The sequence below is a fragment of the Chitinophaga terrae (ex Kim and Jung 2007) genome (assembly GCF_900107795.1).
Lineage (GTDB): Bacteria > Bacteroidota > Bacteroidia > Chitinophagales > Chitinophagaceae > Chitinophaga > Chitinophaga terrae.
This window is the reverse complement of the sequence record NZ_FNRL01000002.1, coordinates 60,491-76,283: the sequence shown is the minus strand read 5'-3', so window position 1 is coordinate 76,283 and position 15,793 is coordinate 60,491. Positions and strand designations below refer to the sequence as shown.

Here is a 15,793-nt window from a genome sequence, read left to right as displayed (position 1 = left end):
AAAAGTACGAAGAGAAATTATGAATTACGAAAAGTAAATGAGGGTTTGGCTTACAGGCTTGACGGGTGTGGATAAAAACGTTTTTACACCTGCCTGGGAAGCAGGATGGAAGTTATTGGGTGTAGGGTCGAAAGTACCTGGAGTGCAGACGGTGAAGTCTGCAAACTTACACACAGCGGATACGCTGCCAGGCCGGTGGGAACCAGCAAACAGGGTATCATCATCTATTCAAAGCATACTACCGGGCGTTCATAGTAATACAGCTAACAATGGATCTTGCCGAGGGTTTGCAGACTTCTGCCGGGTTATTCAATCCAGCATCTTAGTGCCTGGTAATGCGTGTTTTAAGCATTTTCCTGGCAAAGTGGATGCGGCTTTTAACCGTTCCTAAAGGTTCGTTCAGGATAGCTGCAATCTCATAATATTTGTAACCTTCGAAATACAGCAGGAAGGGTTGTTTAAAGATCACAGGCAGGTTGTAGACTGCCATTTGTACATCTTTTACCCGCAGGTCAGATTCCACGAAGTTGCCGATAGCTGATGGCTGATGGCTCAGCAGGTAATCTCCTACCGCATTATCCAGCAACCTGTATTGACGGTTGCCCCGGCGATAATTGTTAATAAAGATATTTCTCATGATGGTATAAAGCCATGCGCGGATGTTGGTGCCGGCTAAATATTTATCACGGTTAGACAGTGCTCTGAACAGCGTTTCCTGGTAGAGATCCTTTGCTGATTCTGAGTCTTTCGTTAAAGTAACTGCATAAGGGCGCAGAAAATCAGCATTTCCAAGTAACAGATTATTGAATTCGGTGGATGACATAACGGTTAACTTTAAAATATTCACAATTAGCAATAAAAGTCTACCTGTCGGACAGGCAAGGAGTTAAGAACGTGACAGTTTTGAGGGTAACCGCTCTCCAGTTCGGTTAGTTCTGTCCGGCACCTGAAATATTGAGAGGCGGGGAGGTATCAACACCCGGCCTGGCAACAGGACAGGTGCCTCATACGTGTGTTGCGGTAATCATAAGGAGAAGTTTTTAGTTAAAGAATAAGCTTGCATATGGGGCGATTATAGTAATAGTTTTAAAACAGGGTTTTTTCTCATTCTCATTCTCTTCCGCAGGTTTCAGACTTGGTTATCAGGCTGCCGTTCCTTTATTGTACTTACGTAATTTGATAGAAAGATAGACAAGCATGATCCCGATAAAGATTGCATAAATGCCGAACATCCAGGTAAGTGTCACTGCCGCTGCAATAGGGTTTACCGCCAACAATATCCCGAAAACGATCGTCAACAGCCCGGCGAAAATGTACCAACCCTCTCCCGTAATTACTTTCCTGAGCCGGATGGCGACGAGCACCTCGAATAATCCCGCCATTATTGCGCCGAATGCTATTAAATAGATCAATGCCGCTCCTGTTGCAAATGGGTTATAAAACGTAAGGATGCCTAATATGACTCCAATTAATCCCGAAAACAGGAATAAACCCCAGTTTTCGTTTGTTCTGCGGGCTGCAATACCACCAACGATACCAAATAAACCACCGATAAAGAGATATGCACCCAAAAAAACTATCAAAGTCGTAAAAGTAACTCCAGGCCAACCTAATGCGAGTATTCCCAAAGCCAAAGCAAAAACTCCTCTCAATAAAAAGATCCACCAATACGCATTATAAAAATCAAGCATACATTCTCAATTTAAGGTTTACAATGAGCAGGCAGAACAGGATTGGGTTTCCATTGCGTGCAGTGTTTCCGTTTTTTAGTTTATTTCTGAACAATCAGGACAATTTGATATATACACACCAAGTTGAACAAGTAAAAATTCTACGTATTGACCTTCCAACATCGCTCAAAACAATCCAAAGACACTTTTTCTCTGGAGGCCCGATAAAATAGGATAGAAAAGATGGCAGGTGTTTTCATGATGGTAATTTTATATGGTTACAGAAAGCGGAAATCCGGTACAAACTCAATACCACAAATACCGCATGATCCTAAAAATACCGTTCGAACAACAACAGCTTGGTTAAAAAGGTTTAATGGGGAACCCCGACACTCGAAAAATTACGACTTGCTATTAATCAATAACCAGATCAAACATTCACCGTATCTCAAATATCCAAACAACAAAAAATATCAATTCTCAGAAACAAGACTCTATACACAATTTAAAATTTTTTGACAAAAAAACAAAACCTTTTTCCTATAGAGCCCTTCTATAGGCAAGAGCTTGTCTTGCCTCACTGTGGAATACCGTCTACTACCAGTCTTTCTTCCCTGTTGGCCACCATCCACGCCGTATAGAATACCAGGCGCGCTCTTCTTGCCAGCAGCGGGTAATCGATCTTGTCGGGGGTATCTGTAGGCTGATGATAATCGGCATGCGTACCATTGAAATAAAAGATGATAGGAATACCGCGGCGGGCAAACATGTAGTGATCCGACCTGTAATAAAAGGCTTCAGGATCTTCGGGGTCATTGTATTTATAGTCCAGCTGCAGGTTGGTAAAGGTTGCATTGGCCGACTCATTGATGGTGCGCAGCTCTGAACTCAACCTGTTGTCGCCGATAATGTAGATATAGTTGGAATCTTTTTCATGGGCGGGATCTATTCTTCCTATCATATCGATATTCAGATCTGTAACGGTACTGGCTAGTGGATAAACGGGAGACGACGTATAATGGGTTGAACCAAGCAGGCCTTTTTCTTCGCCGGATACGGTCATAAACACCAGGCTCCTCCTGGGGCCATGCCCTTCTTTGCTGGCTGCCGCAAAGGCCCTGGCTATTTCAATTACAGCGCTGGTTCCTGAAGCATCGTCGTCTGCCCCATAGTAAACGGTATGGCCCTCTTTACCCAGGTGGTCGTAATGCGCCGTAATGAATACATATTCATCTTTCTTATCGGTACCCTCGAGTATGCCTAATACATTGGAGGGATGCAGTTCTGTAACCTGCTTTTTAAACACTAACCTTAGGCTCATTTTACGAACCGCAGGATTAACCGCATCCGCAGGGGCTTTCTTTAACCTGGCTGCCACCGAGGGACTTATATAATAGACATTGATCTGGCTGAATCCTGGTCCTTTCTGGTAAATGCCGGTGGTGTACGACTTTAATCCTTTTGGATTGCTGAAGCGGCTGGAATAGGAGGAAATAACCAGCAAAGCTGTTACCCCTTTGGCCGCGGCCAGTTCCACTCTTTCGTTCAGACTGTTGACGCCCCTGGCTGCCGCTTCATTGATCATTACTACTTTACCGGCAACCGATTGGCCGAGGTACTCCATATCTGTTCCGTCATTCAGCCAGGTATACTCATTCACTATCGTATCCAGGTTGATGCCTGAACGGATATCAACCCAGAAATCTCGGCCCAATACAAAACGCTGATCCTTTTCCAAGGTGATAGCCGCTGCTGTAAGACTGTCGTTGTATAACGTATACGGTTGCTGCCATTTCCCGTTTGCTCCAGGCTGTAATCCTACCTGCGCAAATTCCCCGGCGATATAAGCTGCTGCTTTTTCCTGGCCTGCGGTGGCGGTTTCCCTGCCTTCCATCTCATCGCTGGCCAGCTTATACACCTGCTTCTTCAGCTTTTCGGCTGTAATTGTATTACCGAAACGGCTGGCAATTTCTTTCTCAGCGTCTGGTAACGCAGACTGCTGACCAAAAGCAAGTTGAGAAACCAAACAGCAAGCAACAACCAAAAACCTCATATCGCGTGTTTTAGGATTAGTCAAAAACAGAAGAGCCGACGAAAAGCCGGCTCTCAGTTATAAATTACGTGTATACGATATTGTTATTCCCGTTTACTGGCAGGCCATTTTTCCTACCCTGGTCTGATGACGACCTCCTTCAAAAGGCGTAGCGATAAACGCATCCACCATCTGGTTAGCTACCTGCAAATCTACGAATCTGGCAGGAATACAGAGAACATTTGCATTATTATGCGAACGGGCCAGTTCTGCCAGTTCTGTTCCCCAGCAAATGGCCGCCCTGATGCCCTGGTGTTTGTTAGCGGTGATCGCTACTCCGTTGGCGCTTCCACAGATCAGGATACCAAAAGTACATTCTCCACTTTCTACCGCATTTGCCACAGGATGTGCATAATCCGGGTAATCTACAGACTCTTTAGACCGGGTTCCGAAATCCTTCACCTTCCAGCCTTTGCCTTCCAGGAAACTGATCACCTCCTCTTTATACTCGAACCCTGCATGATCTGAACCAATTGCCACCGGTAATGCAGTATTAAATGTTAGTTCCATCTATTTATTATTATTTAAGATCACAAACTGTTAAGACCATTCTTCTACTTCCACTTTCTCCAGTTTATCCTCCCTGTCTTTCAATGCACGCTTGGAGATCACAATACTAACCTCGTAGAGGCAGTATAAAGGCACAAATACGATCAACTGGTCTATCAGGTCCGGAGGCGTAATAACAGCCGCCAGGATCAGGATCACCACGATCGCGTGCCTCCTGTACGATTTCAGGAAATCCGGGGTCAGGATACCGATCTTGGTAAGGAAGAACACCAGGATCGGCAACTGGAATAAAATGCCCATACCTAAAACGATCTGCGTCATCAGGTCGAAATAATCGTCGATGAAGAACTGGTTGATCGCTTTTTCAGTTACGGTATAAGAAGCAAGGAAGTTGATAGTGAACGGCGCCATCAGGAAATATGCGAAACCTATTCCCAGAAAGAACTGCAGGGATACCCAGAAAATAATATTCCGGGCGCCTTTCAATTCTTTTTCTTTCAGCGCAGGTTTTACGAAACGCCAGAACTCCCAGAAAATATAAGGGAAGGCGCAAACGAATCCTATAATGAAAGCAAGTTTGAATTGGAGCATGATCTGTCCGACCATCTTGAAATTCAGGAATTGCACCTTTACAGGCGTAATACAAAGCTGATCTTTTAAACCAACCCAATGACTGAACTTGCAAAGAAACACATAAGACGGGAACGAAGCATTGGTTGGGCCGAATATTACATTGTCCAGGATCTCCTGTGTATATACGAAGCCAAATATGCTAAATGCAACGAGTGCTAAGGCCGATCTCACGAGGTGCCACCTGAGATCCTCAAGGTGGTCGAAAAAGGACATCTCCGCCTTGTCCTCATTGTTCGAAAAAAATTTCTTTAACATACTTATCTGGTCGAGCAGTGTTTTAAGGATCACAAATATAGCGGTTGAGGACAACAAATAACAGTTGTAATCTTATAAAGTCAGGTTATTTTAATGATCCTTTAAGAAGAGAGGAGCGATGAGATAGGGCAAAAAAAAGAGCCAGCCCGAGAAGAATCAAGAGCCGGCCTTTCATCCATTGTTTGTTAACCCCAAAAAAGTTGAATTCGAGAATGTCTTTAGCTTCTATTGATAAGTACGTATCTAATTGATGGCAAGCGTTCAGAATAAGTATTTATCGTTAGTTGCTTTTTATTTTGTAGTACAAAAATAACAAGAATTATTTTATTATCAATGTTGAAACACTTTTTTTACAACCTTTTAACAAAAATCAAATCATTGTGTTACATCATCTATAGCAAATGTATACAATTCGTGTTAAATTCCTACTACTTTTTTTTAAAACGTTTCAATTAATTTGTTATTGTCTCGTTAATCCAAACATTAAACAAAATCTTATATCATATTAAAATCTGATAGATACGAATGATCTTGCAAGGATCAGGACAACATTTTCATCTTCACCATTTCAATTCGGGTATCCGTAACGTTAAGAATATCAAACTCATAGTCATCTATAATAATTCTTTCTTTGAGCTTCGGAATAGTCTCATGATGATTAATTATATATCCGGATAAAGTTTCGCTTTCATCTTCAGGAAAGTCTAAACCATATTTTTCGTTCAAGTAATCTAGCTCCAGTCTTCCTGAAAAAATATATTCTTTCTCCGCGATCTGCTTCTCTACAAACTCTTCTTCATCATGTTCATCCTTGATTTCCCCGAAAATTTCTTCCAGCACGTCTTCTATCGTCACAATACCGGCCGTACCGCCAAATTCGTCCACTACCCAGGCAATGCTTTTACGTTCCTTATTGAATTTGCTCAGCAGGTCGATAGCGCTCATTGTTTCAGGAACAGCCAGGATAGGATGTATGATACTATTAATATCCTGCGGCGCCCGGAACATATCCAACTGGTGGATATATCCCAGCACGTTATCAATCGACCCTTCATAGATAACGATCTTGGATAACTTGGTTTCCATGAACTTTTTCTGGGCATCGGCAATCGGGCGGCTGATCTCCAGCGCTTCTATCTCTTTACGCGGGATCAGGCAACCACGGATCTTTACATGAGCCAGCGACAAGGCGTTTTCGAAGAGCTCTGTATTCAGCTCCTGGTTGTTCTCGCCCATGTGTTGCTGCGACTGGCGGATAAAATGTTCCACATCCACGCGAACAAAGGACTCTCCTCCTTCAAGCAGGCGGACGTTGAACAGGTATTTCAGCACCCATTGCGAAACTGCGGCCATTACGTTCCCTATCACGTACAATGGCTTGGCCACTATAGAAATAGGTAAGGCAAAAAAGCTGAGCAAAGCTTCGGGCCTGGATCTGAAAATAGCCCTTGGAATAAAAAAGCCCAGGAATAATATAATCAGGGACGCTAACAGCACTTCCAGGAATATAACGATAGGTTGTACCCCGGCGGCCTCAGATTGCCCCATATATTTATCCCATATGGGTTGAAATACCCCCGCTACCATTACTCCATAGATCACAAGGGTAATAGTAAAGCCAACAATGCTGGTAGCAATAAAACGACTAGGGTGTTCCATTAATCCGGCTAAGATTTTACCGGTGGTCCTTCCTTGCTTCTTCTTTAATTCAATGCTAAGTTTATTAACACTGGAAAATGCAGCTTCTATACCAGCAAAGAAGCCTGCCAATAAAACAAGGAAAACCAGAATAATAAGCGTATATCCGTCCATCCTAACAAAAATAACGAATTAGGAAAACCAACAATCAGGCCGCTACCCGATATTCAGAAAATCTGCCACCAGCTTCCTCACTTCTTCGTAGGCCTTTTCCAGTTGGTCGTTGATCACAATCTGATCAAACTCATGCGCAAATGACAATTCATACCTCGCTTTCCCTAAACGCTCGTCTAAAGACGCCTGCGTTTCTGTTCCCCTTTCACTTAATCTTACTTTCAGCGCCTCCAGCGAAGGAGGTTGAATAAAGATCGTCAATGCTTTATCATGGTATTTTTCTTTTATAGACAACGCCCCTTTCACATCAATATCTACCATCGGGATCTGCCCCTGGTTCCAGATCCTTTCCAGCTCACTTTTCAGTGTCCCGTAGTACTTCCCGGCGTAGACCATTTCATATTCGGCAAAAGCATCATTATCGATCTGTTGGTGAAATTCGTCGGTCGACATAAAATAATAATCTCTCCCGTTCACTTCATTTTCCCTGGGCGTACGGGTACTGGCCGAAATTGAGAACGCCAGCACCGGCATGCTTGCCAGCAACTTTTTCACGATAGTTGTTTTCCCGGCGCCGGAAGGCGCTGTAATAATGATGATCTTTTTTTCCATTATAATTTAACTCAAACAGTCGGTTTCTTCAAATGCAAAACCCAAAATCCAGTAAAATTGGCTTGCTGGCTTTTGGGTTCTGGGGAAGTATGACAATATAAATCTATATAAATCTATACTCTTTTTATTTCTGCGCCCAGTTTTCTCAATCTTTCGTCGATATACTGGTATCCGCGGTCGATCTGGTCAATATTCTGAATTGTGCTCTTGCCGTCGGCGCTCAGGGCAGCAATTAACAGGGATACGCCGGCGCGGATATCAGGCGATGACATGGTAATGCCTCTCAACGGATGCTGGCGGCCCAGGCCTATCACCACAGCCCTGTGAGGATCGCACAATACGATCTGCGCTCCCATATCTATCAGCTTATCTACAAAGAACAAGCGGCTTTCAAACATTTTCTGGTGGATCATTACACTGCCCCTGGCCTGGGTAGCTACTACCAGTACGATGCTCAGCAGGTCGGGAGTGAAACCTGGCCATGGATTATCGTAGATGGTTAATATAGATCCGTCGAGGAATGTTTGTATCTCGTATGTTTCCTGGGAAGGGATATAAATATCGTTACCGCGGATCTCGAGCTGTATACCTAACTGTCGGAATTTTTCCGGGATGATACCCAGGTGTTCCACTCCTGCATCTTTGATGGTGATCTCGCTCTGCGTCATGGCGGCGAGCCCGATGAAGGAACCGATTTCGATCATATCCGGCAGCATGCGGTGTTCGCAACCGCCCAGGTATTTTACTCCTTCGATGGTCAGCATGTTAGAGCCGATACCGCTGATCTTTGCTCCCATCCTGTTCAGCATTTTGCAAAGCTGCTGCAGGTATGGTTCGCAGGCTGCGTTATAGATGGTGGTGAACCCTTCGGCCATTACCGCCGCCATTACTATATTAGCGGTACCGGTAACGCTGGGTTCATCCAGCAGCATATAAGTGCCTTTCAGTCCATTGCCGGCTTCCAACCTGAAATAGTTGTCGTCGGCATCGTAAACGAATTGCGCACCTAATTTTTCGAATCCTATAATATGCGTGTCTAATCTCCGGCGACCGATCTTATCACCTCCGGGTTTGGGAACGAAGGCTTTTCCGAACCTGGCTAAGAGGGGTCCTGCAATCATCACAGCGCCTCTTAATTTACCTGACTTCTTTTTAAACTCAGGGGTTTCCATGTATTTCAGATCGATACTGTCTGCCTGGAATTCACAGGTATCTCTGCTGATACGGTTAATTTTTACTCCTGCATCGCCTAACAGCTCTATTAGCAGATTTACATCTACAATGTCCGGAATATTAGTGATGGTTACCTTTTCGGGGGTTAGCATCACGGCACTGATGATTTGTAAAGCTTCGTTTTTGGCACCCTGGGGTATAATTTCTCCCTTTAAGCGGTTGCCGCCTCTTACTTCAAAAGCGCTACTCACTTGTTCCTGTTTTTGTATTTATTGTTGTGCTTATTGTTATTGCTCTTGTTATTGCTGCCGCCTTTGAACTTATTTTGCTGGAAGTTTTTGCGTTTGCCGGAACGGAATTGTTCTCCGCCTGCTGAGGCATTGGCATTTCCGCTGAAATTAGCAGAAGCAGGAGCGGAAGCGTTGCCTGGCTGAAAATCCAACTGTCCGTCGGAAATGGCCAGCAGCTCTGCCCGGATGGCGTCGTCGTGTACACTCTCTTTATGCCAGTTGGTATAAGCGAGTTTCATGTAGTTAGCGATAGTCTGAACAAAGCCTTCTTTCTTTTCAGGACTGTCTTCGTGTACGGCTTTGTCTATGATCAGTTCCAGGTTTTTGCCAAAATGCCTGTTCCTGGGGTATTTTTTAGGGTAGTTAAGCGGGTCTGGTTTCGCTCTTAATTTTTCAATAGTAGGTTTCGGATATGGCGATTCTACATCGAGTTTAAAGTTCGAAATATTGAAAATATGATCCCACAATTTATGTCTGAAATCTTCCACATTGCGGAGATGCGGATTCAGCGTACCCATAAGTTCTATCACAGCCATTGCATTACGCTGGCGTTCTTCTTCGTCTTCTATGGTTACCAGGTATTCCACCATTTTCTGGATATTCCTGCCATACTCCTTCATTATCAATTGGTTACGGGTGGTGTTATATTCCATTATTAAATTTTAAAAAATGATTTGATGATGGGACATCTTAAAGTGAAGAAAATGTATCGGCAACATCTATGCAAACATAATAAAAAAAGTTGTTCCCCCAACGACATCTGGGAAGCCCTAAGGATAAAGATTTCATAAATTTTGGCCGGGTTCTTTTCACAGCTCCTATAAAATTCCTAGTTTTAGAAAATGCAGACAAACAAACTCCCTTTACTCTTCCTCCATGGTGCGCTTGGCGCCGGCAGCCAGTTTCAATCGCTTGCCGAACAGTTATCGGAGCATTACGATATTCACATTATTACTTTCAGCGGGCACGGAGATGTACCCGTATCCGAGCAGGGTTTCAGCATCCAGGTGTTCGCCGGCGAGGTGCTATCCTACCTGGAAGCCAGGAACATCGATTATATCCACATTTTCGGCTACAGCATGGGCGGCTATGTAGGTATGTACCTGGCCCGTCACTACCCCGAGAAAATCGGGAAAGTGATGACCCTGGCCACTAAATTCAATTGGAACGAGGCCACTGCCGGCAAGGAAGTGAAACAGCTCAACCCCGAAATGATACTGGAAAAGGTACCTGCCTTTGCCAAGGCCCTGAAAGAAAGGCACCCGGCCAACGACTGGAAAGAAGTAGTTACCCGCACAGCAGGCCTGATAGCGGAATTAGGGCATCAGTCGTTGCTTAAGCTGGCAGATTACAGCCAGATAGTTTCACCTTGTATGGTGATGATGGGCGACCGGGATGGAATGGTCTCTTTCCAGGAATCCATAGAAGTCTATAACGCCCTCCCCCTGGCCCAGTTTACTGTATTACCGGATACAGCGCACCCCCTGGAAAAAGTAAATGTGCCATTGCTGACTTACTTCATCAAGCGTTTTACAACCCAGACGATCTAGCCTGCAGGCAGCGCCTGGGTTTCACAACCCGGATTAAGGAATAGCGTTCTGAACCTGCCGGGCCGGCGACGGCCAGACAGGAATAATAGCTCCTTTCCCTTCCGCCTGCCGGCTTCCGGGAGCAATTGACCAGATACGTTTAAGCTGATTGGTAAAAACTTTGCAGCAGTACAGGTGCGTGGCTGATCTGTAACCGGTTACTCTACCACGTTGATTGTCCGGTAGAAACTTTCTTCCAGGGATATCAGGGTTTCAGTTCTTTCAATTCCTTTGATCTTCTGCAATTCGTCGTGCAGGATACGGCGAAGCTGGGTAATGTCTTTACAGATGATCTCTGCAAACATGCTATAGCTTCCGGTAGTATAGTTAAGACGCACCATTTCAGGTATCTTCCTTAATTCTTTGGCCACAGTATCATACATTGAACTTTTTTCCAGGTAAATACCTATAAATGCAATTACATCATAGCCAATCATTTTTAAATCTACATGTAATTTAGTACCTTTAACTACACCCAGTTCTTGCAGTTTCTTCATTCTTACGTGGATAGTACCCCCGGAAACGAATAATTTCTTCCCTAGATCAGCGTAGGATATCTCAGCATTCGACATCATCTCACTGATTATCTGTAGGTCGAGTTTGTCAATATTCAAATTGTGGCTCATTTTTACAATTTGTTTTTGATTGTTTTAAACTTACATGCAAATATTTAAAAAATATCGAAAATTCCAAAATTCTTCTTAAAAAATTTGCAAGAAAGACCCCCGCTCTTTAGATTTGCATCATAATCATTGCAAAAAAGCTAACGAAAAGCAATAGCGAGGTAATGATAATAAAAATTGTGGGATGATGAAATTGGCAGACATGCCCTCTTGTCTCGGGGGTGGGGATCACAGGATAAACGTAGTATAATTGGGTTGACCACTAATCTTACTTGTGCTATAGCTAACTGCCCCGTGGAGGTTCGACTCCTCCTCCTACAGCAAATTGGTTTAAAGCGCTCATAGGCTTTCATGCCTTTGGGCTCTTTTTATTTTAGGCCTATCCTTCATTCTACCCGGAAACCATTCAAAAAATCAAACTATTTTTGCCCCAATGGGACAAAAAAAATTACAACGCTTCGCAGAAATTGAGACCTTCCCGAATGTATTGATATACCCGGAAGGAATGCCAGGAAAGTGGAATGAATTCTTTAAAAACGACCATTCTGTTACCCTGGAACTGGCCTGCGGGAAAGGAGATTATACGCTGGGGCTGGCCAGGATGTATCCTGACCAGAACTTCATTGGCGTAGACCTGAAAGGAAACCGTATCTGGAGAGGCGCTAAAACCGCCATGGAAGAGCCGCTGCCAAATGCCGCCTTCCTCCGTACACAGATCGATAAACTGAATAATTATTTCGCGGAAGGAGAAATAAAAGATATATGGATCACTTTTCCCGATCCGTTCCTGCGTCAGTCGAAAGCTAAAAAAAGACTGACCCATCCGAAATTCCTCCAGTTATACCAGCCGCTGCTGGCGCCCGGCGCTACCATCAACCTGAAAACGGACAGCCTGGAGCTCTATACTTTCACCAAAGCGGTGATAGCTGCAACCGGCTGCAAAACGTTGACGGATATAGATAACGTGTATGCGCTACCCGAGATCCCCCCGGTTTTAAGGATACAGACCTATTATGAAGGAATGCACCTGGAAGACGGGCGGACCATTCGTTACCTTCAATTCCAGTTACCAGCTGCGCCGCTCGATTGGAGAAGCATTAAACTGCCTTCCGATGAAGAAGCCCTTAGTGGAGCATATTGATTTTTATTATAACGAGCAAGGCTACATGGTTTTTACTGAGAAGTTTCACCTGGAGAGAGGTTATTGCTGTGGCAACGGCTGCAAACACTGCCCGTATAATTATGAAAAAGTACCTGAACCAAAAAGATCTGCCCTCCTTAAACAACGGGAAGAAAACAGCGGAGAAAGCCGATAAACCGGCTTCCTTCTTTTTAACGGTATACAAGATCGCCCGGCAGGTTCCGCGGGGGCGCGTCACTTCCTATGGCGCCATCGCGGAAGCTTCCGGCCTGAAAATAACAGGCCGCATGGTTGGCTGGGCCATGGCGGCGGCAGGCGGCGCCAAACCAGCCGTGCCCGCCCACAGGGTGGTTAACAGCAAAGGCGAACTAAGCGGAGCCGCTCATTTTGCCACTCCTACCCTCATGCAGGAATTGCTGGAACAGGAAGGAATTGAGGTAAAGAATAATAAAATAATTAATTTTCAGTCGGTTTTCTGGAACCCTGCAACACCAGGCCCCAAAAAAAGAGTCACAAAACAATAAGTCAACCTAGACCCAGTAAATCATATGAGCGTACTAAAACTAAAACTGGACAATGATCAACTGGTAGAAGATTTCTTTGAAAGCACTCACCTGCTTGGCATTGCCTCCACAGCCAGCGATTACCAGGTGTGCTGGCATATCAACCGCCACCTGCACACTAATTTCAGGATCAATAACTCCATTGAGATCACACTTGCTAAAAAAACCAGGTCATATCATTTTCCGATATACGAATTTCATGAAGCTACCAATTCAGTAGCCCATTACTTTTATAATAATCATTGCCAGGCCGAATACCTGTTGCCCGAACTCAAGCAGGTACAGTTCCTGTGGATGATAAAAGGCGATTATTACCAGCCTGTTGATGTGAAAAAATTATTAGAAGAATTAAGACGCGTACCGCAGGTACAATTAGTATCTTTACTGGATACCAAGGAGATCAAGAATAGGATGAACCTGATTTTTTAGATAGGACAGCACAGTTTTGACCATTCCAAGAAAAGCCCCCAATTACTTTAATTCCTGATATTTTATCTTATGTGGGAAGAAAAAAATCAACAACTTCATCGTGAATTTGTGTTTAAAGATTTTAAGGAAGCATTCGCGTTCATGACTAAAGTGGCCATGCTGGCAGAGAAACTAAACCATCATCCTTCATGGAAGAATGTATATAATAAGGTTGAAATTTCGTTGAACACCCACGATGCAGGAGATATAGTCACGGATCAAGACAGAGCAATGGCTAAAGCTATTGACGAATTGTTATAACTAAACCCAGCTATTCCGCTTGTGAAGCGCATTATTTTAATGCTGCTGTTGTGCATATACACTGCAGAAGCCTTTGCCAACGTTGATCGCCCCCCGATTGACACTCTTGTTACTGATGCCAATTTTGCGCCGGCCAAAATGGACCTGCGCCCATATATTGCCGTCTCTGCCGACGAAAAAAGTACTTTGTGGCCTCCCGAAAATTTTCAGCATCAAAATCATATTTTTCACCCGGGGATAAAGAATAATGGACAGGTTAACGACTGCTGGCTTAAACTGGTTGTAAAAAACACCAGCAGTAAAGCCCTTTCGTACCGCTTCTTTACCGGTTGGCATGATTGCATGTACTGGTACCGGCAACCAGCCGGTCAGCCGATGCAGCAACTGATGGCCACCGGCCTGATGATAGACGATGGAGGCGTGGAAAGATGGCATCATTATGCCTTTCACCTGCAGGTAGCCCCAAACGAGACCTGCACCTTCTACCTGCATATCATCAATAAGTCGTACAACGAAAACCCCATGATGCCTGTGCTGTTCAGCGAAGAAGCGTATAATATCTTCCATGACGAGCAGCTCGACAGCTTCCGGAAAGAAGCTGTTATCATACAGGTTTTGCTGGGTATGCTCCTGGTCTTCTTCAGCATTTCCATCATCAACTACGTTCAGCTGCCCGACAGATCATATCTCTACTTCGCGGCTTACATACTGGGCCTGATCCTGTTCTTCGCCCTGCGGCTGGACAGCAAACCTTTCCAGCTTTCGTTCTTCCACGAATGGCCCATGCTGAAATATTACTGGGATATTCCCGGACTGCTGTTCTGCTTTTACCTGATGTACCTGCTCTTTGGCAATGCCTTCCTTAACCTGAAAGACCGCTATCTCTTCATGGAAAAAGGGTTTACCTGGATGGCGGCGGTAGTCGGAGGACTGATCATACTCTGCATGCTTTGTATAGCCTTCGATAAATACCATTTGCCGACAATTATATACAGCTACGTATATTTCCTCACGTTAGCCCCGCTGCTGGCGGTGTTTATTGCCCTGGCGAGGCGTTCAAGGCATCACCCGCTGGTAAGGTTCTTTCTTTACGGGTCGGCCTGCCTGTACCTGGCCTGCTTAGGCTCATTCCTGCTGCAGGTGAAACCTTTAGGTTTGCTGGGGGCGCTGGGAGAGCTGGCCGCACCTACCACGTTGCTGATGGGAGGCGTGCTGTTACAGGCCATGTTCTTCCTGGCGGGGTTAAGCTACCGGAATAAACTGGTTCATCTCGAAAGAACACGAACGCAGGAATTGCTGATCAAACAACTGAACAAGAACAAGGAACTGCAACGAAAGCTGAACGAACAACTGGAAGAACTGGTAAGAGAACAAACAACGGAAATCCTTCGCAAAAAACAGGAACTGGAAGAACAACGCAAGATCCAGCTGGAAACCGAATACGATAAAAAGTTAACGGAAATAGAACTTAAAGCGATCAGGGCCCAGATCAACCCGCACTTTATTTTTAACTGCCTCAATTCTATACAGTTATTTGTGATGCAGCGGGATTACGAGCTTGCACAGAAATACCTATCTGATTTCTCGTACCTGATCCGTAAGACCCTGGACTTCTCCCGCCGTAATTTTATTTCCCTCTCTGAAGAAATCACTTATTTAAATACCTATCTTGGTTTAGAGAAAATGCGGTTCGAAAACCGGATGGAGTATGAAATAGTGGTTGACCCGGAGATCATTGCAGCGGAACTGGAGATCCCTGCCATGTTGTTGCAACCATATGTAGAAAATGCTGTAAAACATGGAATGACCAATCCCAAACAGCCTACAGGGTTGCTGAGAATTTATTTCAACCAGGTAGCTCCCGATATGCTGGAATGCGTGATAGCTGATAACGGCATAGGAATAGCGCGCTCCAAGTCGTTGCGCACTTTGCCTAAACACCACCAGTCGTCGGGCATGGAGATCAGCCAGAACCGCGCAGAACTACTGAATAAAATGTACAGGACGGATATTCACATTGAGATAATAGACAAATCTGTTGAAGATGAAGCAAACAGTGGTACGATCGTAAAAATATTTATTCCACAGTTATAATAGTCGT

Annotated in this window: 17 protein-coding genes; 7 read left to right on the top strand and 10 right to left on the bottom strand. The window is 44.5% G+C overall.

Annotation, left to right across the window (positions count from 1 at the left end):
* Positions 1-322: 322 nt before the first annotated feature.
* From BLV62_RS02360 to BLV62_RS02315, 9 genes are all read right to left on the bottom strand, one after another.
* A complete protein-coding gene (locus BLV62_RS02360; RefSeq protein ID WP_089758319.1) occupies positions 323-823 on the bottom strand; it encodes an RNA polymerase sigma factor in 501 nt (166 codons plus the stop codon).
* Between the two features lie 319 nt (positions 824-1,142).
* The gene (locus BLV62_RS02355; protein ID WP_089758317.1) at positions 1,143-1,691 is read right to left on the bottom strand and encodes an HdeD family acid-resistance protein; all 549 of its coding nucleotides are present in this window, start codon (positions 1,689-1,691) and stop codon (positions 1,143-1,145) included.
* Positions 1,692-2,247: 556 nt separating this feature from the next.
* Positions 2,248-3,723, bottom strand: coding sequence for a M28 family peptidase (locus BLV62_RS02345; RefSeq protein ID WP_089758313.1), 1,476 nt, complete (start codon positions 3,721-3,723; stop codon positions 2,248-2,250).
* Positions 3,724-3,816: 93 nt separating this feature from the next.
* Positions 3,817-4,272, bottom strand: a complete 456-nt coding sequence (gene rpiB / locus BLV62_RS02340; protein WP_089758311.1) for a ribose 5-phosphate isomerase B — start codon at positions 4,270-4,272, stop codon at positions 3,817-3,819.
* Between the two features lie 30 nt (positions 4,273-4,302).
* A complete protein-coding gene (tatC, locus tag BLV62_RS02335) occupies positions 4,303-5,193 on the bottom strand; it encodes a twin-arginine translocase subunit TatC (RefSeq protein ID WP_225889549.1) in 891 nt (296 codons plus the stop codon).
* A 507-nt stretch (positions 5,194-5,700) separates the two neighbouring features.
* On the bottom strand, positions 5,701-6,972 hold the full coding sequence (locus BLV62_RS02330) for a hemolysin family protein (RefSeq protein WP_089758308.1): 1,272 nt from the start codon (positions 6,970-6,972) through the stop codon (positions 5,701-5,703).
* A gap of 42 nt (positions 6,973-7,014) precedes the next feature.
* Positions 7,015-7,584, bottom strand: a complete 570-nt coding sequence (gene gmk / locus BLV62_RS02325) for a guanylate kinase (protein ID WP_089758306.1) — start codon at positions 7,582-7,584, stop codon at positions 7,015-7,017.
* A 113-nt stretch (positions 7,585-7,697) separates the two neighbouring features.
* Entirely contained in the window at positions 7,698-9,008 is a 1,311-nt protein-coding gene (murA, locus tag BLV62_RS02320) for a UDP-N-acetylglucosamine 1-carboxyvinyltransferase (protein WP_089758304.1), read from the bottom strand.
* Positions 9,005-9,700 (bottom strand): DUF4290 domain-containing protein, encoded by a 696-nt coding sequence (locus BLV62_RS02315; RefSeq protein ID WP_089758302.1) that lies wholly within the window; start codon positions 9,698-9,700, stop codon positions 9,005-9,007. Before BLV62_RS02315 ends, murA begins: the two co-directional genes overlap by 4 nt.
* 189 nt (positions 9,701-9,889) lie before the next feature.
* On the opposite strand from BLV62_RS02315, the gene BLV62_RS02310 reads away from it, so the two are divergent.
* The gene (locus BLV62_RS02310) at positions 9,890-10,597 is read left to right on the top strand and encodes an alpha/beta fold hydrolase (protein ID WP_089758300.1); all 708 of its coding nucleotides are present in this window, start codon (positions 9,890-9,892) and stop codon (positions 10,595-10,597) included.
* A gap of 197 nt (positions 10,598-10,794) precedes the next feature.
* Here BLV62_RS02310 and BLV62_RS02305 read toward each other — a convergent pair whose 3' ends face one another.
* Positions 10,795-11,262 (bottom strand): Lrp/AsnC ligand binding domain-containing protein, encoded by a 468-nt coding sequence (locus tag BLV62_RS02305; protein ID WP_079471223.1) that lies wholly within the window; start codon positions 11,260-11,262, stop codon positions 10,795-10,797.
* Positions 11,263-11,692: 430 nt separating this feature from the next.
* Here BLV62_RS02305 and trmB point away from each other — a divergent pair, with 430 nt between their 5' ends.
* The 6 genes from trmB to BLV62_RS02275 all read left to right on the top strand — a co-directional run bounded on the left by trmB (position 11,693) and on the right by BLV62_RS02275 (position 15,786).
* Positions 11,693-12,400: a tRNA (guanosine(46)-N7)-methyltransferase TrmB gene (gene trmB, locus BLV62_RS02300; RefSeq protein WP_089758299.1), complete on the top strand. Its 708-nt coding sequence runs from the start codon at positions 11,693-11,695 to the stop codon at positions 12,398-12,400.
* Positions 12,372-12,575 carry a DUF5522 domain-containing protein gene (locus tag BLV62_RS02295; protein ID WP_089758296.1) on the top strand — a complete coding sequence of 68 codons (204 nt, stop codon included), beginning with the start codon at positions 12,372-12,374 and terminating at the stop codon, positions 12,573-12,575. Before trmB ends, BLV62_RS02295 begins: the two co-directional genes overlap by 29 nt.
* Entirely contained in the window at positions 12,502-12,924 is a 423-nt protein-coding gene (locus BLV62_RS02290) for an MGMT family protein (protein ID WP_089758294.1), read from the top strand. The genes BLV62_RS02295 and BLV62_RS02290 overlap by 74 nt, the downstream gene beginning before the upstream one ends.
* A 24-nt stretch (positions 12,925-12,948) precedes the next feature.
* Positions 12,949-13,392, top strand: coding sequence for an IPExxxVDY family protein (locus BLV62_RS02285; protein WP_089758291.1), 444 nt, complete (start codon positions 12,949-12,951; stop codon positions 13,390-13,392).
* A gap of 69 nt (positions 13,393-13,461) precedes the next feature.
* Complete coding sequence (locus BLV62_RS02280; RefSeq protein WP_089758289.1) at positions 13,462-13,692, top strand: 4a-hydroxytetrahydrobiopterin dehydratase; 231 nt, start codon at positions 13,462-13,464, stop codon at positions 13,690-13,692.
* Positions 13,693-13,713: 21 nt separating this feature from the next.
* Positions 13,714-15,786 carry a histidine kinase gene (locus BLV62_RS02275; RefSeq protein ID WP_139169889.1) on the top strand — a complete coding sequence of 691 codons (2,073 nt, stop codon included), beginning with the start codon at positions 13,714-13,716 and terminating at the stop codon, positions 15,784-15,786.
* Positions 15,787-15,793 lie beyond the last annotated feature (7 nt).

Bases quoted from the DNA above. Each gene is read 5' to 3' on its own strand.
- BLV62_RS02305 (WP_079471223.1), bottom strand. From the start codon at position 11,262: ATGAGCCACAATTTGAATATTGACAAACTCGACCTACAGATAATCAGT.
- BLV62_RS02360 (WP_089758319.1), bottom strand. From the start codon at position 823: ATGTCATCCACCGAATTCAATAATCTGTTACTTGGAAATGCTGATTTT.
- rpiB (WP_089758311.1), bottom strand. From the start codon at position 4,272: ATGGAACTAACATTTAATACTGCATTACCGGTGGCAATTGGTTCAGAT.
- BLV62_RS02355 (WP_089758317.1), bottom strand. From the start codon at position 1,691: ATGCTTGATTTTTATAATGCGTATTGGTGGATCTTTTTATTGAGAGGA.
- BLV62_RS02280 (WP_089758289.1), top strand. From the start codon at position 13,462: ATGTGGGAAGAAAAAAATCAACAACTTCATCGTGAATTTGTGTTTAAA.
- BLV62_RS02315 (WP_089758302.1), bottom strand. From the start codon at position 9,700: ATGGAATATAACACCACCCGTAACCAATTGATAATGAAGGAGTATGGC.
- gmk (WP_089758306.1), bottom strand. From the start codon at position 7,584: ATGGAAAAAAAGATCATCATTATTACAGCGCCTTCCGGCGCCGGGAAA.
- BLV62_RS02285 (WP_089758291.1), top strand. From the start codon at position 12,949: ATGAGCGTACTAAAACTAAAACTGGACAATGATCAACTGGTAGAAGAT.
- trmB (WP_089758299.1), top strand. From the start codon at position 11,693: ATGGGACAAAAAAAATTACAACGCTTCGCAGAAATTGAGACCTTCCCG.
- BLV62_RS02290 (WP_089758294.1), top strand. From the start codon at position 12,502: ATGAAAAAGTACCTGAACCAAAAAGATCTGCCCTCCTTAAACAACGGG.
- BLV62_RS02310 (WP_089758300.1), top strand. From the start codon at position 9,890: ATGCAGACAAACAAACTCCCTTTACTCTTCCTCCATGGTGCGCTTGGC.
- BLV62_RS02345 (WP_089758313.1), bottom strand. From the start codon at position 3,723: ATGAGGTTTTTGGTTGTTGCTTGCTGTTTGGTTTCTCAACTTGCTTTT.
- BLV62_RS02330 (WP_089758308.1), bottom strand. From the start codon at position 6,972: ATGGACGGATATACGCTTATTATTCTGGTTTTCCTTGTTTTATTGGCA.
- BLV62_RS02295 (WP_089758296.1), top strand. From the start codon at position 12,372: ATGAAGAAGCCCTTAGTGGAGCATATTGATTTTTATTATAACGAGCAA.